Annotated in this window: 12 protein-coding genes; 6 read left to right on the forward strand and 6 right to left on the reverse strand. The window is 62.7% G+C overall.

Annotated features, from left to right (window positions below; all coding sequences use genetic code 11):
- Positions 1 to 10: 10 nt before the first annotated feature.
- Positions 11 to 1252, reverse strand: coding sequence for a multidrug efflux RND transporter periplasmic adaptor subunit MexE (gene mexE / locus HU736_RS02910; RefSeq protein ID WP_186699914.1), 1242 nt, complete (start codon positions 1250 to 1252; stop codon positions 11 to 13).
- 282 nt (positions 1253 to 1534) lie between these two features.
- On the opposite strand from mexE, the gene HU736_RS02915 reads away from it, so the two are divergent.
- The gene (locus tag HU736_RS02915) at positions 1535 to 2440 is read left to right on the forward strand and encodes a LysR family transcriptional regulator (RefSeq protein WP_101318735.1); all 906 of its coding nucleotides are present in this window, start codon (positions 1535 to 1537) and stop codon (positions 2438 to 2440) included.
- Between the two features lie 44 nt (positions 2441 to 2484).
- Here the strand turns inward: HU736_RS02915 and HU736_RS02920 are convergent, their stop codons facing one another.
- Together HU736_RS02920 and HU736_RS02925 are read right to left on the reverse strand one after the other, a co-directional pair.
- Positions 2485 to 2895, reverse strand: a complete 411-nt coding sequence (locus HU736_RS02920; RefSeq protein WP_103437061.1) for a RidA family protein — start codon at positions 2893 to 2895, stop codon at positions 2485 to 2487.
- A complete protein-coding gene (locus tag HU736_RS02925) occupies positions 2895 to 4208 on the reverse strand; it encodes a flavin-containing monooxygenase (RefSeq protein WP_186699916.1) in 1314 nt (437 codons plus the stop codon). The genes HU736_RS02920 and HU736_RS02925 overlap by 1 nt, the downstream gene beginning before the upstream one ends.
- A 322-nt stretch (positions 4209 to 4530) precedes the next feature.
- On the opposite strand from HU736_RS02925, the gene HU736_RS02930 reads away from it, so the two are divergent.
- The 3 genes from HU736_RS02930 (at position 4531) to HU736_RS02940 (ending at position 7977) form a co-directional block, all read left to right on the forward strand.
- Complete coding sequence (locus HU736_RS02930) at positions 4531 to 5205, forward strand: DUF1028 domain-containing protein (RefSeq protein WP_103437063.1); 675 nt, start codon at positions 4531 to 4533, stop codon at positions 5203 to 5205.
- Positions 5198 to 6349 (forward strand): acetylornithine deacetylase, encoded by a 1152-nt coding sequence (gene argE / locus HU736_RS02935; RefSeq protein ID WP_186699918.1) that lies wholly within the window; start codon positions 5198 to 5200, stop codon positions 6347 to 6349. The genes HU736_RS02930 and argE overlap by 8 nt, the downstream gene beginning before the upstream one ends.
- 263 nt (positions 6350 to 6612) lie before the next feature.
- Complete coding sequence (locus HU736_RS02940; protein WP_217862383.1) at positions 6613 to 7977, forward strand: PAAR domain-containing protein; 1365 nt, start codon at positions 6613 to 6615, stop codon at positions 7975 to 7977.
- Positions 7978 to 8617: 640 nt separating this feature from the next.
- Here the strand turns inward: HU736_RS02940 and HU736_RS02945 are convergent.
- Together HU736_RS02945 and HU736_RS02950 are read right to left on the reverse strand one after the other, a co-directional pair.
- The gene (locus tag HU736_RS02945) at positions 8618 to 9898 is read right to left on the reverse strand and encodes a carbohydrate porin (protein WP_186698505.1); all 1281 of its coding nucleotides are present in this window, start codon (positions 9896 to 9898) and stop codon (positions 8618 to 8620) included.
- Between the two features lie 115 nt (positions 9899 to 10013).
- Positions 10014 to 12431, reverse strand: coding sequence for a glucose/quinate/shikimate family membrane-bound PQQ-dependent dehydrogenase (locus HU736_RS02950; protein ID WP_186698503.1), 2418 nt, complete (start codon positions 12429 to 12431; stop codon positions 10014 to 10016).
- A 331-nt stretch (positions 12432 to 12762) separates the two neighbouring features.
- Here HU736_RS02950 and HU736_RS02955 point away from each other — a divergent pair, with 331 nt between their 5' ends.
- Both HU736_RS02955 and HU736_RS02960 read left to right on the forward strand, forming a co-directional pair.
- Complete coding sequence (locus HU736_RS02955; protein ID WP_103437067.1) at positions 12763 to 13662, forward strand: LysR family transcriptional regulator; 900 nt, start codon at positions 12763 to 12765, stop codon at positions 13660 to 13662.
- 117 nt (positions 13663 to 13779) lie between these two features.
- The gene (locus HU736_RS02960) at positions 13780 to 14979 is read left to right on the forward strand and encodes an MFS transporter (protein WP_186698501.1); all 1200 of its coding nucleotides are present in this window, start codon (positions 13780 to 13782) and stop codon (positions 14977 to 14979) included.
- A 47-nt stretch (positions 14980 to 15026) separates the two neighbouring features.
- On the opposite strand, the gene HU736_RS02965 is transcribed toward HU736_RS02960, so the two are convergent.
- The gene (locus HU736_RS02965) at positions 15027 to 15887 is read right to left on the reverse strand and encodes a CAP domain-containing protein (RefSeq protein WP_103437069.1); all 861 of its coding nucleotides are present in this window, start codon (positions 15885 to 15887) and stop codon (positions 15027 to 15029) included.
- Positions 15888 to 15964 lie beyond the last annotated feature (77 nt).

The following is a 15964-nucleotide window of genomic DNA, read 5'->3' on the forward strand; positions in this document are numbered from 1 at the left end:
GTGTCGTCCCTTAACCGCGCGGTGCCTGGGCACTGGCGACTTTCACACTGGGGCCGGCCACGCGCGGCGCCGGGTTGCTGGCTTCAAGCGCCTGACGCTGCTGGGCGAGGTTGGTCAGGGTCTGCTCACTGGCCATGGCGCTCTCTTCTGGAGTCACCTGCGAGCCTGGGCGCACCCGCTGCAGGCCCTTGACGACGATACGCTCGTCCTTGTTCAAGCCGCTGCGGACGATGCGCAGGCCTTCAAGCTTGGGGCCCAGTTCAACGGCGCGGTAGGCAGCCTTGTTGTCCTGGTCCATGACCAGCACGAACTTCTTGCCAAGGTCGGTGCCGACCGCTTCGTCGTTGATCAGCACTGCGTCGTACTTGGCGCTGCCGACCAGCTTCAGGCGGGCGTACAGGCCCGGGGTGAACTGGCCGTCAGTGTTGTCGAACACGGCGCGGCCGCGGATGGTGCCGGTGCGCGGATTGACCTGGTTGTCGACGAAGTTCATCTGGCCCAGGTGCGGGTTGCCGGTTTCGTTGGTCAGGCCCAGGTACACCGGAGTGCTCTGTCCACGTTGGCCGTCACGCGCCAGCTGGGTGTACTTGAGGTACACGCGCTCGTCGGCGTCGAAATAGGCATAAACCTTGTCGGTGGACACCACCGAGGTTAGCGGGGTGACATCGGCGCTGACGATGTTGCCGGCGGTGAACTCGGCGCGGCTGACCCGGCCGCTGATCGGCGCGGTGACCCGGGTAAAGCTCAGGTTGAGGCGGGCCAGGTCCAGTTGGGCCTGGATCGCGGCAACCCCGGCGCGGGCTTCGGCGGCGGCGCTGCTGCGCGACTCGGCCAGCTCGGCGGAGATGGCGTTGCTGTCACGCAGACGCTCGCCGCGGCGGGCTTCGTTTTCGCTGCGCTGGGCGCTGGCGCGGGCTTGTTGCAGTTGTGCTTCGAGGCGGCGGACTTCGGCCTGGAACGGGCGCGGGTCGATCTGGAACAACAGGTCGCCCTTTTTCACCTGGGCGCCTTCGGTAAAGGCCACCTGATCGATCTGGCCCGATACCCGTGGGCGGACTTCGACGGTTTCTGGCGCTTCGAGGCGGCCGGTAAACTCGTCCCACTCGTTGATCGGTTGCTCGATCACCTTGGCCACGGTGACCTTCGGCGCGGTCGGAGCCTGCACGGCGTCTGGGGTACGGCCGCAGGCGCTGATCACCAGCACTGCCAGGGCAGCGAGGGGATAACGCAAGGGTTTGAGTGATTGTTCCATGGAGAAATCCGCCAATGTATATGGATAGTGGGGCGGATTCTGCGCGGCGCGCGGGTGGGGAACGAATCGAATGGGCCGAAGGTTATTATCATCCAGAATGATAAACCCACTGCCGCCATCGATACTGCGCATGGCCAGCATGCCGCGCTGAGGCGCGGATAGGCAAAATAACGTCAGGCCTTAGGTAAATGCTTGCCCGGCCAGCGGTGCTGCAGCAAGGGGCTGAGGTAAGGTAGCAGGGATAAATCAGAGCGCGCCGCCGACGGCGCCCCAGAGGTGCCTGTGGCTTCCTATACCTTGCGTCAGTTGAAGTATTTCGTCACCACGGTGGAGGCCGGCAGCGTTGCCGAGGCTTCGCGCCAGTTGTATATCGCCCAGCCGTCGATCTCTACCGCGATCAAGAACCTGGAAGAGAGTTTTGGCGTGCAGCTGTTTATCCGCCATCACGCCCAGGGCGTGTCGCTGACGCCCAGCGGCAAGCGTTTCTACGCCAAGACCAAGTCGCTGCTGCAGATGGCCCACGAGTTCGAGCAGAACGCACTGGCCGACAACGACACGGTGGCTGGGCAGATCGACATCGGTTGTTTTGAAACGGTGGCGCCGCTGTATTTGCCGCGTTTGATCGCCGGGTTTCGCGAGCGTTATCCGGGGGTCGACATTCGCTTGCGCGACGGTGAACAGCAGGAGCTGATCCAGGGGCTGACTGCTGGCACCTTTGACCTGGCGTTTCTCTACGATCATGACCTGGATGGCACCATCGAGGCCGAGCCGTTGATGGCGCCGCAGAAACCTTACGTGTTGTTGCCGGAGAAACACCGCTTTGCGGGTCAGGCGCAGGTGTCGTTACGCGATTTGTGCCCAGAGCCGATGATACTGCTCGACGTCGCGCCGAGCAGGACCTACTTCGTCAGCCTGTTCAATGAGTTGGGGCTGACGCCGAATATCGTCTTCAGCTCGCCGTCGATCGAGATGGTGCGGGGGATGGTCGGGCAGGGGTTTGGTTTTTCGTTGCTGGTGACTCGGCCGCATTCCGAGTGCACCTACGATGGTCAGCGACTGGTCACGGTCGACATTGCCGAGCCGGTGGAGTTGTCGGGGTTGGCGGCAGCGCACTTGAAACGGGTGCAACTGACCAAGCCGGCGCAGTTGTTCGTCGAGTTTTGCCGTGAGCAGTTGGCCAGCCTGTAAAGTGTGGGGCCGCTGCGCGGCCCCAGCAATTTCAGCCATGCCGCTCAGTCCGGCACCACCGCAATCACATCGATCTCCATCAGCCACTCAGCCTGCGCCAACCCGGCGACCACCAGCCCGGTGGAAATCGGGAACACGCCCTTGAGCCATTTGCCGACCTCCTGATACACCGGCTCGCGGAAGCGCGGATCGGTGATGTAGGTGGTGGTCTTGACGATGTGCGACATGTCCGAGCCGGCTTCTTCAAGCAGCTGTTTGACGTTCTTCATGGCCTGCTCGGCCTGGGCACGCGGGTCGCCCAGCCCGACCAGGCGGCCGTCGAAGTCGGTGCCGACCTGGCCGCGCACATACACGGTGTTGCCGGCGCGCACCGCCTGGCACAGGTCGTTGTCGAGCGACTGGTTAGGGTAGGTGACCTTGGTGTTGAACATCCGTACGCGGGTATGAGTAGGCATCAGTGGGCTCCGACGGTGCTGAGGTTGTGAGGTTGGGCCGCGGCATCGGCGTCGCGCTGATCACGGTCGCGGTAGGACAGGTAAGTGCGTTGCGTGGCGATATGACCGGCGACGTGCTTGGCGTCGTGCCACACCCCCCAGATGAACGACGAGCCGCGCCGCGACAGCCACGGCAGGCCGAGGAAGTACACCCCAGGCTCCTGCGACACGCCGCGTTGATGTACTGGCTTGCCGTTGCTGTCGAATGTATTGACCTGCAGCCAGCTGAAGTCGACGCCGTAGCCGGTGGCCCAGATGACGCTGGTGACGCCGGCCGCGATCAGGTCCAGTTGCAGGATCGGTTCGCTGATGCAGGCCGGGTCGGGCAGGCGTTTGCGGGCTTCGGGTTCTTCCGGCAGGTCCAGGCCGTTGCGCTCGACGTAGGCATCGGCGGCGTCGAGCAGGGCCAGGTAGTTTTCGTCGCCGCGGCGAATGTTGTCGGCCAGGTTGTTCTGGAAGGTGGCGACACCGTTGTCGAATGACTCGGTCAGGCCGACCAGGGTCATGCCTTGGTGGGCGAGGGCGCGGAAGTCCACCGTGTGGCCGCCACGGGCGCCGCTGACGGCGATGGTCACGTGCTCACGGCCAGGTTTGGCGATTTCTGCATCCCATTCGCCCAGTACCCCCAGCCACCAGCAGAAGTCGCGGTTGCGGTAGGCGCGCGGCGGGCGGTCGTGGGCGCCGACCGAGAGGTACACCTTGCGCCCGGCACGCATCAGCTCTTCGGCGATCTGTACGCCGGAAGAGCCCGCGCCTACTACCAGTACCGCGCCTTCAGGGAGCTGCTCAGGGTTGAAGTACGCGGCAGAGTGGATCTGCTGCAGGCGTGGGTCCTGCGGGGCAATGGCGGGGATGACCGGGCGCTGGAACGGGCCGGTGGCAGCCACTACGCGGTTGGCGCGGATGGTGCCCTGGTTGGTCTCGATGACAAAGCCTGGGCGGTCGGCATTGCGTACAACCTTCTTCACTTCAACGCCAGTGCGTACCGGCAGATTGAATTTGCGTACATAGCGCTCGAAGTAATCGGCCACCTGCTCCTTGCCGGCGAAAGCGTCGGCGTCCAGGTCGAATTCCAGGCCGGGGAAACGGTCGTGCCAGACCGGGCCGTTGGCCACTAGCGAGTCCCAGCGGCCGCTGCGCCAGGCCTCGGCAATGCGGTTGCGCTCCAGCACCAGATGCGGCACGCCGAGTTTGCTCAGGTGTTCGCTCATGGCGACCCCGGCCTGGCCGGCGCCGACGATCAGCGTGTCGATTTCGATGTTGTTCAATGTCATGTTCGAGCCCTTTTTGGAAGGCGATTTGATCAGGTCGGTGGGAGACCGCCTTTGCCTGGGGCCAGACTAGGGACTGCACAATAGCGGCGAAAATACTATTTAGCTGGGACTTGCCGATAAATTGGCGAAGGCCATGCGCAGCAAGGGCTGCAGCGTGGTTTGGCAGTGCTGTCAGGGTTATTTTGTTGGCCGTGAGTTTTTTCCTGTGCAGGGGCAACAAAAAAGGTCGTTTCGTGGGCTGGGCGGGCTGTCCAGAATGCTCGCTAACGAGTGGCGGGCAGTTTTCTTCCGCCTGATCTTCGCCTGATACAGGAGCTGAACCATGACCTTTTCCATCATTGGCCGCTGCGCCGAAACCGGCCAGCTTGGTATCGCCATCAGTTCTTCCAGCATCGCGGTAGGCGCCCGCTGCCCATGGGTGCGCGCTGGGGTCGGTGCAGTTGCCAGCCAGAACATCACCCTGCCTGCCCTTGGCCCGCAGGTCCTTGATGCGCTGGAGCGAGGCCAGCTACCACCCGCCGCACTGGACCAGGTGTTGACGGCCAATGGCTGGAGCGATTACCGCCAGGTCACAGTGATCGACAGTCATGGCCGGGTCGCGCTGTTCTCTGGCAAGCAGGCCTTGGGCGTACACAATGCCGTGGCCGGTGAGCAGTGCGCGGCGGCGGGCAATCTGCTCGCTTCGCAGCAGGTGATCCAGGCCATGGTCGACGCCTTCGAGCAGGCCGGTGGGCACCTGGCGGATCGCTTGCTGGCCGCCATGCACGCGGCTGTCGCGGCAGGTGGCGAGGCCGGGCCGATCCATTCGGCGGCGTTGAAGATTGCCGGTGAGCTGACCTGGCCGCTGGTTGATCTGCGTGTGGACTGGGCCGAGCACGACCCGATTGGCCAGCTCGATGGTCTCTGGCAAGCCTACCGGCCGCAGATGAACGACTACGTGACCCGCGCACTCGATCCGACCCGTGCACCGAGTTACGGAGTGGCGGGCGATGAGTGAGCTGAGCAGCCAGCAGCTGTTGGGGCGGCTAATCGGCTTTGCCACGGTCAGCCGTGATTCGAACCTGCAACTGATCGGGTTCATTCGGGATTACCTGGCTGAGCTGGGGGTAGCGAGTGAGCTGTTTTTGAACGCCGAGGGCACCAAGGCCAATCTTTTTGCCAGCATCGGTCCGACGGATCGCGGCGGCGTAGTGCTGTCGGGGCATACCGACGTGGTGCCGGTCGATGGCCAGGCGTGGACCGTCGACCCGTTTGTCATGACCGAACGCGATGGCCGCTTGTATGGTCGCGGCGCGGCGGACATGAAGGGGTTTATCGCCTCAGTGCTGGCGGCGGTGCCGGCGTTTCTCGCGCAGCCGCTGCACACGCCCGTGCATCTGGCGTTTTCCTATGACGAGGAAGTCGGCTGCCTCGGCGTGCGCTCGATGCTCGAGGCCTTGGCCGAGCGGCCGCACAAACCGCGTTTGTGTCTGATTGGTGAGCCGACCGAGCTGAAACCGGTGCTTGGCCACAAGGGCAAGCTGGCGATGCGTTGCCAGGTGCATGGCGCGGCCTGTCATTCGGCCTATGCACCTTACGGGGTGAATGCCATCGAGTATGCGGCGCGGATGATCGGCAAGTTGGGCGAGATTGGGCAGGTGTTGGCCGAGGATCAGGATGCACGTTTCGATCCGCCGTTTTCGACGGTGCAGACGGGGGTGATCAAGGGTGGCCGGGCATTGAATATCGTGCCTGAGGAATGTGAGTTCGACTTTGAAGTGCGGGCGTTGCCGGGGTTTGCTGCAGAGACTGTGGCGGATCAGTTGCAGGCCTACGCCGAGGCCGAGTTGTTGCCGCGGATGCGGGCGGTGAGTGCCGCGAGTGATATTCGGCTGTGGCCTTTGAGTGCGTATCCTGGGTTGGCTACGGCGGCTGATAGCGAGGCTGCGCGGTTGGTGGCGTTGCTCAGTGGGTCGAGTGAGTTTGGCACGGTGGCGTTTGGGACTGAGGGAGGGTTGTTTGATCAGGCGGGGATAGCGACGGTGGTATGTGGGCCGGGGAGCATGGAGCAGGGGCATCGGCCGGATGAGTTTGTCAGTGTGGCGCAGTTGTTGGGATGTGATGCGATGTTGTTGCGGTTGGTAGATTATTTGCGGGGCTGATGACTGCGCCGCTTCGAGTGGCGCCAGCTAGCCTTGGCATACCCCTCTGGTGGTTGGCCGTGCTGTGCGCTTCTGCTGTACCGGTGGCTCACTGTTTGACGGCCCGAGGCCATGTGTCAGCTCTGTAAACCGTTAGATAGTGCGTTCAAACGTAAGGCGTTTCTCTCGCCGCTGTAGGACGCATCCTGTTCGCTTTTGGCGGGGAAAAATACCGGTCAGAAGCTGCTAGTTTCCCTGGCTCAACAAGCACAGGGCGTTTGCAGATGCGCGTGATAATTGACGGTAAAGGTCAAGCTGTCGATGGCGATGATACGACAACGGGGGCGGTGTGCATCGCCACGGGTGATGGCTACATCTGTGATGGCCGCATGGTGCTGCGTGTCGGCGACAAGACCACAGCGTGCCCGTTGTGCGCCGAACCCGGCACCGTCGCCGAAGGCGCGCCGTGCTTTATCTCCGATGGCAGCGAAGTAGCGGTCGATGGTTCGCTGGTGCTGTGCGCTTGCCCGCCCGGTACGAACCGAGTTGTAGCGCCACCTGACTTTGTCCCGCCCTGGCGGGAGACAAGATCTTCGCGCGTGGTCGGCCCAGGCGCGCAGAGCTTTGGTCAGCCTGTGCATTTCGTTGATAGCCGGCCGTATATCAATGAGCCAGGCTTTCATATTGTCCAGCGCAACATGTCCTTCCCTCAGGTGCTGCTGCACTTGGCTGAGCAGGACGGCACCTTGCCGATCTCGCGCCTGCAGATGCTCAACCCGACGTTCCAGGACGGCTTCAAGGCCGGCGAGATTTTCGTCATAGGTGACCCCGACAACGGCGATGCCTGCACCCGCGAAGAAGCTCAACTGATGGCCGCCGCACAGCAGGCCCGCGACTCGCTGGCGCTGCTCGACTACGACGAAGCCGAATTCATGATGGAGCATCAGGCTGAAATTGCAGGGCTGCTGACAGGCGCGAGTCAGTCCATGGGTGTCGGTAAGGACGTGCTGGAGCAAGGCCTGAGGCAGGTCCGGGCGACCTTGCTGGAGGTCGATCAGTTGCACAAGCAGCAGTTCGCCAAGTTCGGCCACCTGAACAGCCCGGAGTTTTTTGCTAGTCGACAGAAGTTGCTCAGGCAACTGGATGGACAGTTGAAAGCGGCGTTTTTGAACAAGCGTCTGAATCTCGGCCCGTACGAGCGTCTTCGCCGTGATCTGAAGATATCTACCAAAAGCCTGGTTCACCATTGGTCAAAAGCCGGTGGGCCGGGGCAGATTCCGGGGTATGCGACGCATCTGGATGAGGTGGCGAAGGCGGCTAAGTACGTCAAGTATGGCGGACACATCGGCACAGCCTTGGGAGGCACTTCGTCTTATTTGAAGGTGGAAGAGGTATGTCGGGCGGGCGAGACCCAAGAATGCAAGCGGGTTCGGTTTACAGAGGCTGGTAACTTCTCGGGTGGAATTGCCGGTGCCGCGGCTGGTGCGACCATGGGTAAGGGAGGCGCTGCGGCAGTATGCGGTTTCACCATTGGCTTCGCACCAGTGTGCGGGTTGATATTAGTGGCGGCTGGCGGAGTAGTAGGAGGGATGTTTGGTGCTGGAGTAGGCGAGGAGTTTGGTGAATTCTTCCATGAGCTTACAAATTGATGATAGCTCTAGTTAGTGCTTGGCCGACCGAGGTGAAACTGCTGCTCTACCTGACACCCATGATTTTAATGTGTGTGGGACTTGCACTCCGGCTCTTAATGATTTTGGGGGGCGATTTGGAGGATATGGAGCGAATCGTATCGAACAATAGGCGATTGGCATCTGTAGCCAGGCAAGATAATTCAACTTTGAAAGGTAAATGGTTTTTTATTGCAGAGTTTTCTGCGTTGTTAACGTATAAACGCCTCCTGATCTGGGGAGGGCGGATTTCCGCTGAGGATCTAAATTGTATTCCCCGTAGCTTGCGCATGCGCCTGCGCATATCAACGGCGTGCCTACATGTTGGTTTTTTTGGGGTAATGCTACTTTACTTTGTACGCGATGTGTCATCTGAGTAGCTCTGAGTGCGAGTGAGGAAATAATATGCGTTAAGCTCGGGATGAACCCTGATGGTATAAGTGAAAATTTAAGTTGACGAATACGGGTCTGTCTTTATGGCCGACGATTATTGGATTCACAGGGATGGTGATTGTTGCCGCAGCCCTGGCCCCATGGGCTGCAAGCACAAAAAAATCTGACACTCCCAAAAGCGACCCCGAGCAACCGCAAAGGGCCACAAAGCCGTGCCCCCACGAGCGCTTCAGAAGCTGGCCTTGACCTGCAATCCCACCACCAGCGCATTATCGATATCGGCCCCGGAAAACGCTCCAGGCTCGATTATGTACTGCACGTCCGGCCGCAGATTCAGCCAGGGCGTGGCCTGATATCCATAGCTCAGCTCGATCAACTGCTCAGCACTGTCGATATTCGGGAACTCCCGATCACTGCCAGCAGCTGCATGCTCCAGCACATCCCGACTACGTGGATTCGGCACTGCTCGGCCATAGCCCAACGACAAGGTGTCCCGCGGGCGGCCTGCAAATGGCTGGTACAGCACCACGCCCGTGCCATACCACTTGGTAAACGGCGATGCCGCCTTGCTCGACGCCGAGTATTGACCAAACGCATGCAGGCTACGGCCCGCCAGGGCGGGGTCATTCCATACCGCCTGATCAATCAACAGGTAGTGCCCACCTCGGCCAGCCACCTCGTCATCACTGCCAATGCGTTTGACGTTGGAGCTGTCGTAGTAATAACCCAGCTTGTACTCTCCCGGCAGTTCGCCCTGCAGTTTGTATACCAGCTCAACCGGCACAACCGTGCCTGTGGTGTGCTTGGGGCCCAGCTTCCAGGCACGGCTGGAATTGCCATTGCTTTCGGGGTCAACGTTGAACGCCGCCACGCGTACTTGCCAGGCTGGCGAAAGGTCATATTTGACCCGCGCACCGAGCCGTGCATTGGGGTAGTTGGTCCAGCCACTGCCGCCGGACATGTTCAGCGGATGGCCGCAGAAGCCGGCGTTCATGAAGTTGCACAGGATGCCGCTGTCGAGGCCGCCGAGGTCGTTGCCCATGGCCATGTAGCCGAGCTTGATGTTCAGCGCCGGAGTGAAGCTGCGTTCGTAGCTGAGCTCGGTCAGGCGTGTGTACAGGCCGCCGAAGTTTTCCTGGATCGGCAGGCGGTTGCCTACCAGTTCCTCCGAGGCGCTGTGGCCGCGGCGGTCGTTGATGCTCAGTTGGACCTTGCCGGCGTTATCCACCCCATACAAGCGGGACAAGTCGAACTGCACGCCCAGCTTGATGTTCTGTGAATAGCGCGCCGAGCGGTGCAGGCCGCCATCGGCGTTGTAGGCGGTCTCGCCGCTGTAGTCGGCGCTGAACTTGACGCCATCGTCTTCAAGTTGATGGCGCAAACCGCCCCAGTCACCACTGAGGGTGCTGCGCTGGAGCAGATCGGCTTCGGCCATGGCGCCGTTGCTGGCCAGTACCAGCAGCAGGCTGGCGGTGATGCGGGTAGGAGTAAAACGGAACACGGAGGACATTGCGCAGCTTTCCTGGGAATCGCGAGGGGGTGATAAATAGCGCCGCTGAAAGCATGAGGCCGCTCCTGCAAAGGGTGTGCAGGAGCGGCCTCATGCCGCACGGGAGTGACGCGCGTTATGGCAAGGCGTAGGCCATTACATAATCGCCACGGTCGGTCGACTGGCGGGCACCGCCAGCGGTGACGACCACGTATTGCTTGCCGGTCTTGGGCGAGACGTAGGTCATCGGGCCACCCTGGCTGCCGACGGGCAGGCGGGCTTTCCAGACCTCTTCACCGTTGCCGCTGTTGAAAGCGCGCAGGTAGAAGTCCTGGGTGCCGGCGATGAACACCAGGCCGCCTTGGGTTGACAGGGTGCCACCCAGCGTCGGCAGGCCAACCTTGATCGGCAGGTGCATGCGGATGCCGAGCGGGCCGGTGTCTTCAACGGTGCCGACCGGCACTTGCCAGGCGACCTGGCGGGTCTTCATGTCGATCGCGGTCAGGGTGCCGAATGGTGGCGCCTGGCAAGGGATGCCGGCAATCGACAGGAAGCGGTTCTTGTTCACCGCGTACGGCGTGCCTTTCAGCGGTACCGCGCCCATGCCGGTGTTCAGCGCTTCGCCACCACCGGCGGCTTTGCCCTGGTTCTGCGACGGGATCATCTGGATCCACAGCCCCAGGCGCATGTCGTTGACGAAGATGAAGCCATGCACCGGATCGGTGGAGATGCTGCCCCAGTTCATGCCGCCCAGCGAGCCCGGGAAGCTCAGCGACAGGTCGGTGCCTGGCGCGGTATAGAGGCCGTCGTAGCGCATCTTCTTGAAGTCGATGCGGCACAGCAGTTGGTCATACGGGGTTGCGCCCCACATGTCCGATTCGGTCAGGGTCTGCGCGCCGATCTGCGGCATGCCGACTGACTTCGGTTGGGTCGGCGAGTACGGTTCGTTGGGGATGTTGCTTGGCTTGACCGGCACTTCGTCGACCTGGGTCAGCGGTTTGCCAGTGGCACGGTCGAGCACGTAGATCTGCCCGGCCTTGGTGCCGATCACCACCGCAGGGACGGTCTGGCCGTCGTCCTTGGTGAAGTCGATCAGGCTCGGCTGCATCGGCAGGTCGAAGTCCCACAGGTCGTTGTGGACGGTCTGGTAGACCCACTTCTCGTTACCGGTGGTGGCGTCCAGCGCCAGTACCGATGCGCCGTAGGTGTGGTCGAGCTTGCTGCGCTCTACACCATAGATGTCGGTGGACGACGAACCCATCGGCAGGAACACGGTGTTCATTGCCGGGTCGTAGGACATCGGCGCCCAGCTGTTCGGCGTGCTGCGCACGTAGGTGCTGCCGTCAGTCGGGGCGTTACGATCTTCAGGGTTGCCTGGGTCAAAGGCCCAGCGCATTTGCCCGGTGATCACGTCAAAACCACGGATCACGCCACCTGGCATGTCGGTCTGGACGTTGTCGGCAACACGCCCGCCAACCACCACGGTGGTACCGGCCATCAGCGGTGCCGAGGACAGCTGATAGAACGAATCCGGGACATCGCCCAGGCCCGCCATCAGGTTGACCTGGCCGTTGTTGCCAAAGCCTTGGCAGAACTCGCCTGTATCCGCGTCGACTGCAATCAAGCGGCCGTCGATGGTGTTGGTCAGCAGGCGGCGCTGGCAGTTGGCGCCAGGGGCAACCGTGGCTGCAACGACCGGCGAGCTGTTCGGCTGGGAGGGCTGGGCCAGCGGCGCGCTAGCGTCGAAGTAGGCCATGCCGCGGCAACGCTGCCAGACTTTCGACTGGGCGTTGATGGTGTTTTTCCACAGCTCTTTGCCGGTGTCGGCGTCGAGTGCGATCAGGTTGTTGTGCGGGGTGCAGATGAACACTTTGTTGCCGACTTGCAATGGGGTCAGCTGGTCTTCGGCACCGTTGCCGTCGCTGAGGGCGACATCACCGGTGTGGTAGGTCCAGGCGACCTGCAGCTTGTCGACGTTGCCACGGTTGATCTGGTCGAGGGCGGCGAAGCGGCTGCCACCTTCGGTATTGCCGTAGTGAGCCCAGTCTTTCTGCGCTTGCGCAAGTTCGACGGCGGTCAGCCCGGGGCCTTTGCCAGTTGGGGCGACGCTTGGGTGGGCGACGAACATGTTGCCGGCCGCGACCATGACTGCTACCGCCATGACGCCAGCGACGGCGTAGGCGCCGCGGCCAGTGGCGGTGCCGTTGGCGCGGGCCAGCAGCGGGTACACCAGCGCGACTACGGTGCCGATCACGGCAAACATGAACAGGCGCGAGAACAGCGGCCAGAACACCAGGCCGGTGTCGAGCACTGCCCACAGCGCGGTGCCGAGCAGGAACGCGGCATACAGCCAGGCGCCGGCGACCTTGCGACGGGCGATGAGGATACCGGCGATGGCCATGGCCAGGCCGCCGATCAGGAAGTACCAGGAGCCGCCCAGGCCGGCCAGCTTGATGCCGCCGGCAGCCAGCAGCAGGCCGAGCAGGGCGATGATCACGCCCAGGCCAACCAGAATGATTTTCGAGGCGCCAGAGGCGCGCGGTGAGTCGTTCATGCCAAGGATCTCGCAAGTGGAATGCGCCGAGTTTAAGCCCTTAGCAAGCTAATTAACAAGTTGGTACATTTACGCTTGAGGCCTATTGTCGCAGGCCTGAGCTTGCCAAGATGCCTCGAAAAGCTTAGATCAAGTCGCCAATTTCAGGTTACAAACGGCCAAATCAATAATGTGAAAATTTCGCGAAAAAGCTCGATCTGGCGTTGTCGAGGTGGTTTTTTGCGTCTGACCCCTGCGGTTAAGCTGACGGACTGGTCAGGTAAGGCTGGCCGGGATTGCACCTAGGCTCCGTTTGGAGCAAGGTTGGCCGATTTGGCGGACAACAACTGCGATGGACAAGCTGCTGGCAATCAAGGCCTTCATGGCAACCGTCGACGCGCGCGGCTTCTCGGCTGCAGCGCGTAGCCTTGGGGTCGCCACCTCTTCGGTGACGCGCCTGGTCGACGCCCTGGAGGCTGAACTGGGCGCCGCCTTGCTCAACCGCTCCACCCGGCAAGTCAGCCTGACCGAGGCGGGCGCGAGTTATTACCAGCGCTGCCGCGAGGTGCTCGAGGCATTGGCCGAGGCCGATGCCAATGTCGGCGACCGTGGCGAGGAGCCCGTCGGGGTGCTGCGTTTGTGCCTGCCCGTCGAGTTCGGCCGGCGGGTGATAGCGCCGCATCTGGGGCGCTTTCTCGCCGCGCATCCGGGGCTTGAGCTGGACATCGACCTGAGTGATCGCTTCGATGACCTGCTCGAGGGTCGCTACGATGTGAGCATTCGCCTGGGCGAGGCCGCGGCCAATGACGAGCTGGTCTGCCGTCCGCTCGGAAGCTTTCAGCGCTGGCTGGTGGCAAGCCCCGCGTACCTCGCCGGGCCCGCGCCGCTGGAGCACCCACGAGGCCTCAAGGAACACGCCTGCCTGCGTTTTCGCTATGGGCAGTCCGCACGCCCGTGGCGCCTGTCACGTGACGAGCAGGCGCTGGAGCTGGATATCAGCGGGCCGCTGCGCAGCAGTAACGCCGACGTGCTGCGCGAAGCTGCACTGAGTGGCGCCGGCATCGCCTTGCTGGCCGACTGGCTGGTGCGCGAAGATGTCGCCGCCGGGCGTTTGCTGCGGCTGTTGCCTGATTGGCAGATCAGCCCCGGCTCCGCCAGCAACGCGATCAATGCCCTGTACCTGCCCAACCACCGCGGCTCACGCCGGGTACAGGCGTTTGTCGGCTTTTGCGAGGCACTGCTGGGCGAGTAAGGGCAGGGCGTTGCGCTACGCGCAAAGACCCCTTGCGCAGCCGCTGGATTCTCTTGCCCTGCACCGCTGGGTAACGTGCACAGCATCTCCCCTGATCATCCACCGAGGCACCTGCACATGAGCCCATCCATCGCTGCCAGCCAGCCCTCCACCGCAGGCCTGAGTCGGGCCCTGGTAACCCTGTTGGCATTTTGCTGTGGCGCGATCGTCGCCAATATCTACTACGCCCAGCCGATTGTCGGCCTGATTGCGCCAGATCTTGGCCTGTCAGCCGAGCACGCCAGCCTGATCGTGTCGCTTACGCAGCTCGGCTACGCGCTCGGTCTGCTGTTACTGGTGCCTCTGGCAGACCTGGTGGAAAACCGCCGGCTGATGGTTGCTACCGCAGTGCTGGCTTGCATCAGCCTGGTCCTGGCGGGCACCAGCAGCAATGGCCAGGGTGGCTTGTTTCTTGGCTATGCCTTGTTGATCGGCTTCAGCTCGGTGTCGGTGCAGATGCTCATTCCTCTGGCAGCGCACCTTGCCCCTGAGCAACAGCGCGGGCGCGTGGTCGGCAATATCATGGGTGGCCTGTTGCTGGGGATACTGCTGGCACGGCCACTGGCGAGCGTGGTTGCTGACCACTTCGGCTGGCGCACAGTGTTTATCGGCGCCGCCGGGATCATGTTGGCGATCATCCTGTTGCTGGCGCTGACCTTGCCGCGGCGGGTGCCCGAGCACAAAGCCAGCTATGCGCAACTGATGGCCTCGTTGGCAGGGCTGTTGCGCCGCTACCCGGTGCTGCGTCAGCGCTCGCTGTATCAGGCATTGATGTTCGCCGCGTTCAGCCTGTACTGGACGGCGGTGCCGATGGCATTGAGCGGGGAGCATGGCCTGTCGCAGAGCCAGATCGCAGTGTTCGCTCTGGTAGGCGCAGTCGGCGCAGTCGCTGCACCATTGGCCGGGCGGCTGGCTGATGCCGGGCATGCCCGCCGCGGCTCGCTGCTGGCATTGGTGCTGGCGCCGCTGGCGCTATTGCTGGGCCTGAGCGCACCGGGGTTCAGCGTGATCGGCCTGGCCATGAGCGGGGTACTGCTGGACTTTGCCGTGCAGATGAACATGGTGATCGGCCAGCGTGAGGTGTATGCACTGGACCCGGCCAGCCGCGGCCGATTGAATGCGCTGTACATGACCAGCATCTTCGTCGGCGGCGCAGCGGGTTCGGCGCTGGCCAGTCCACTGTATGAGCAGCTCGGCTGGCATGGCGTAGCGCTGGTTGGCGCCGCGCTGCCACTGCTGGCGCTGGGCATATTCGTGCTGCGTAGCCGGCGCGGTTGAAGGCGCCGCTTCAATGACTGTAGCGCGAGCCGATTCAACTCAAGCGATCACAGCGGCGCACCAAATAGTCCGGTCCAGTAGATCCCGGCATCGCTTTTGGGGTCCACGGCGTAGGCCGCGCCCAGTTCGCTGAAATCGGGGTTCATCAGGGTCGCGCAATGGCCTGGGCTGGCCAGCCAGCCATCGATGACCTTGCGCGGAGTGTCCAGCCCGGCCGCGATGTTTTCGCCGACCAGCCGGTAGGAGTAGCCGGCCAGTTCGGCGCGGTCACCCGGGGTGCGGCCATCACGGTCGATATGATCGAAGAAGTTCTGATTGGCCATCGCCCGGGTATGGTCTGCAGCAACGCCGGCCAAGGTCGCGTTCCAGCTGAGCGGCGCGGCGGCGGCGAACGGCTGGCCACCACATTGGCGGGGCACCTGGCGCGCTGCATTGATCTCCTGCAGCAGCTTCTGGCCCTCGGCCTGCCAGTCACCGAGGCGACCACTGAGCAGCGGCCGAGCCAGCACGATGCGCCAGTCGCGGCCTTCCTGGCTGACGCCTATATCGACGAACTGCGGGTCGAGCACCACCTGGCAGAAGCTTTCGGCGATGGCCTTCATCGCCGCCGGCGCATCGCGGGGCCCGGACAAGCTGATCGCCTGCACATTGACCATCGGGTAAGCCGCGCGGGACATCGCCTGCTGCAGGTCGCGAGTACCTTCCGGCGACAGCGCCAGGCGGGTATCGCTGCTCAGCGGCGGCAGCTCCAGCGAACCCTCGCCGGCGCAGCTCTGCGGCTGGCTGCGGTAGGCATTGATCGACGCGATCAGTTGCCCTTCCTCGCTGGTGAATGCCTGGGCGCCACAAGACACGCCGAGGCCTAGCGTCAGCACAGTAAGACAGGCAACGGATGACAGGACGCGCATGTGTATCTCCCTATCTGGCAGCGCGAGACTCGGCGCTGCTCATCCTACACAAGCATCTGGCTTTTGGCCCTGCGTCG

The organism is Pseudomonas shirazensis, from assembly GCF_014268785.2.
In the GTDB taxonomy this organism is placed as follows: Bacteria; Pseudomonadota; Gammaproteobacteria; order Pseudomonadales; family Pseudomonadaceae; genus Aquipseudomonas; species Aquipseudomonas shirazensis.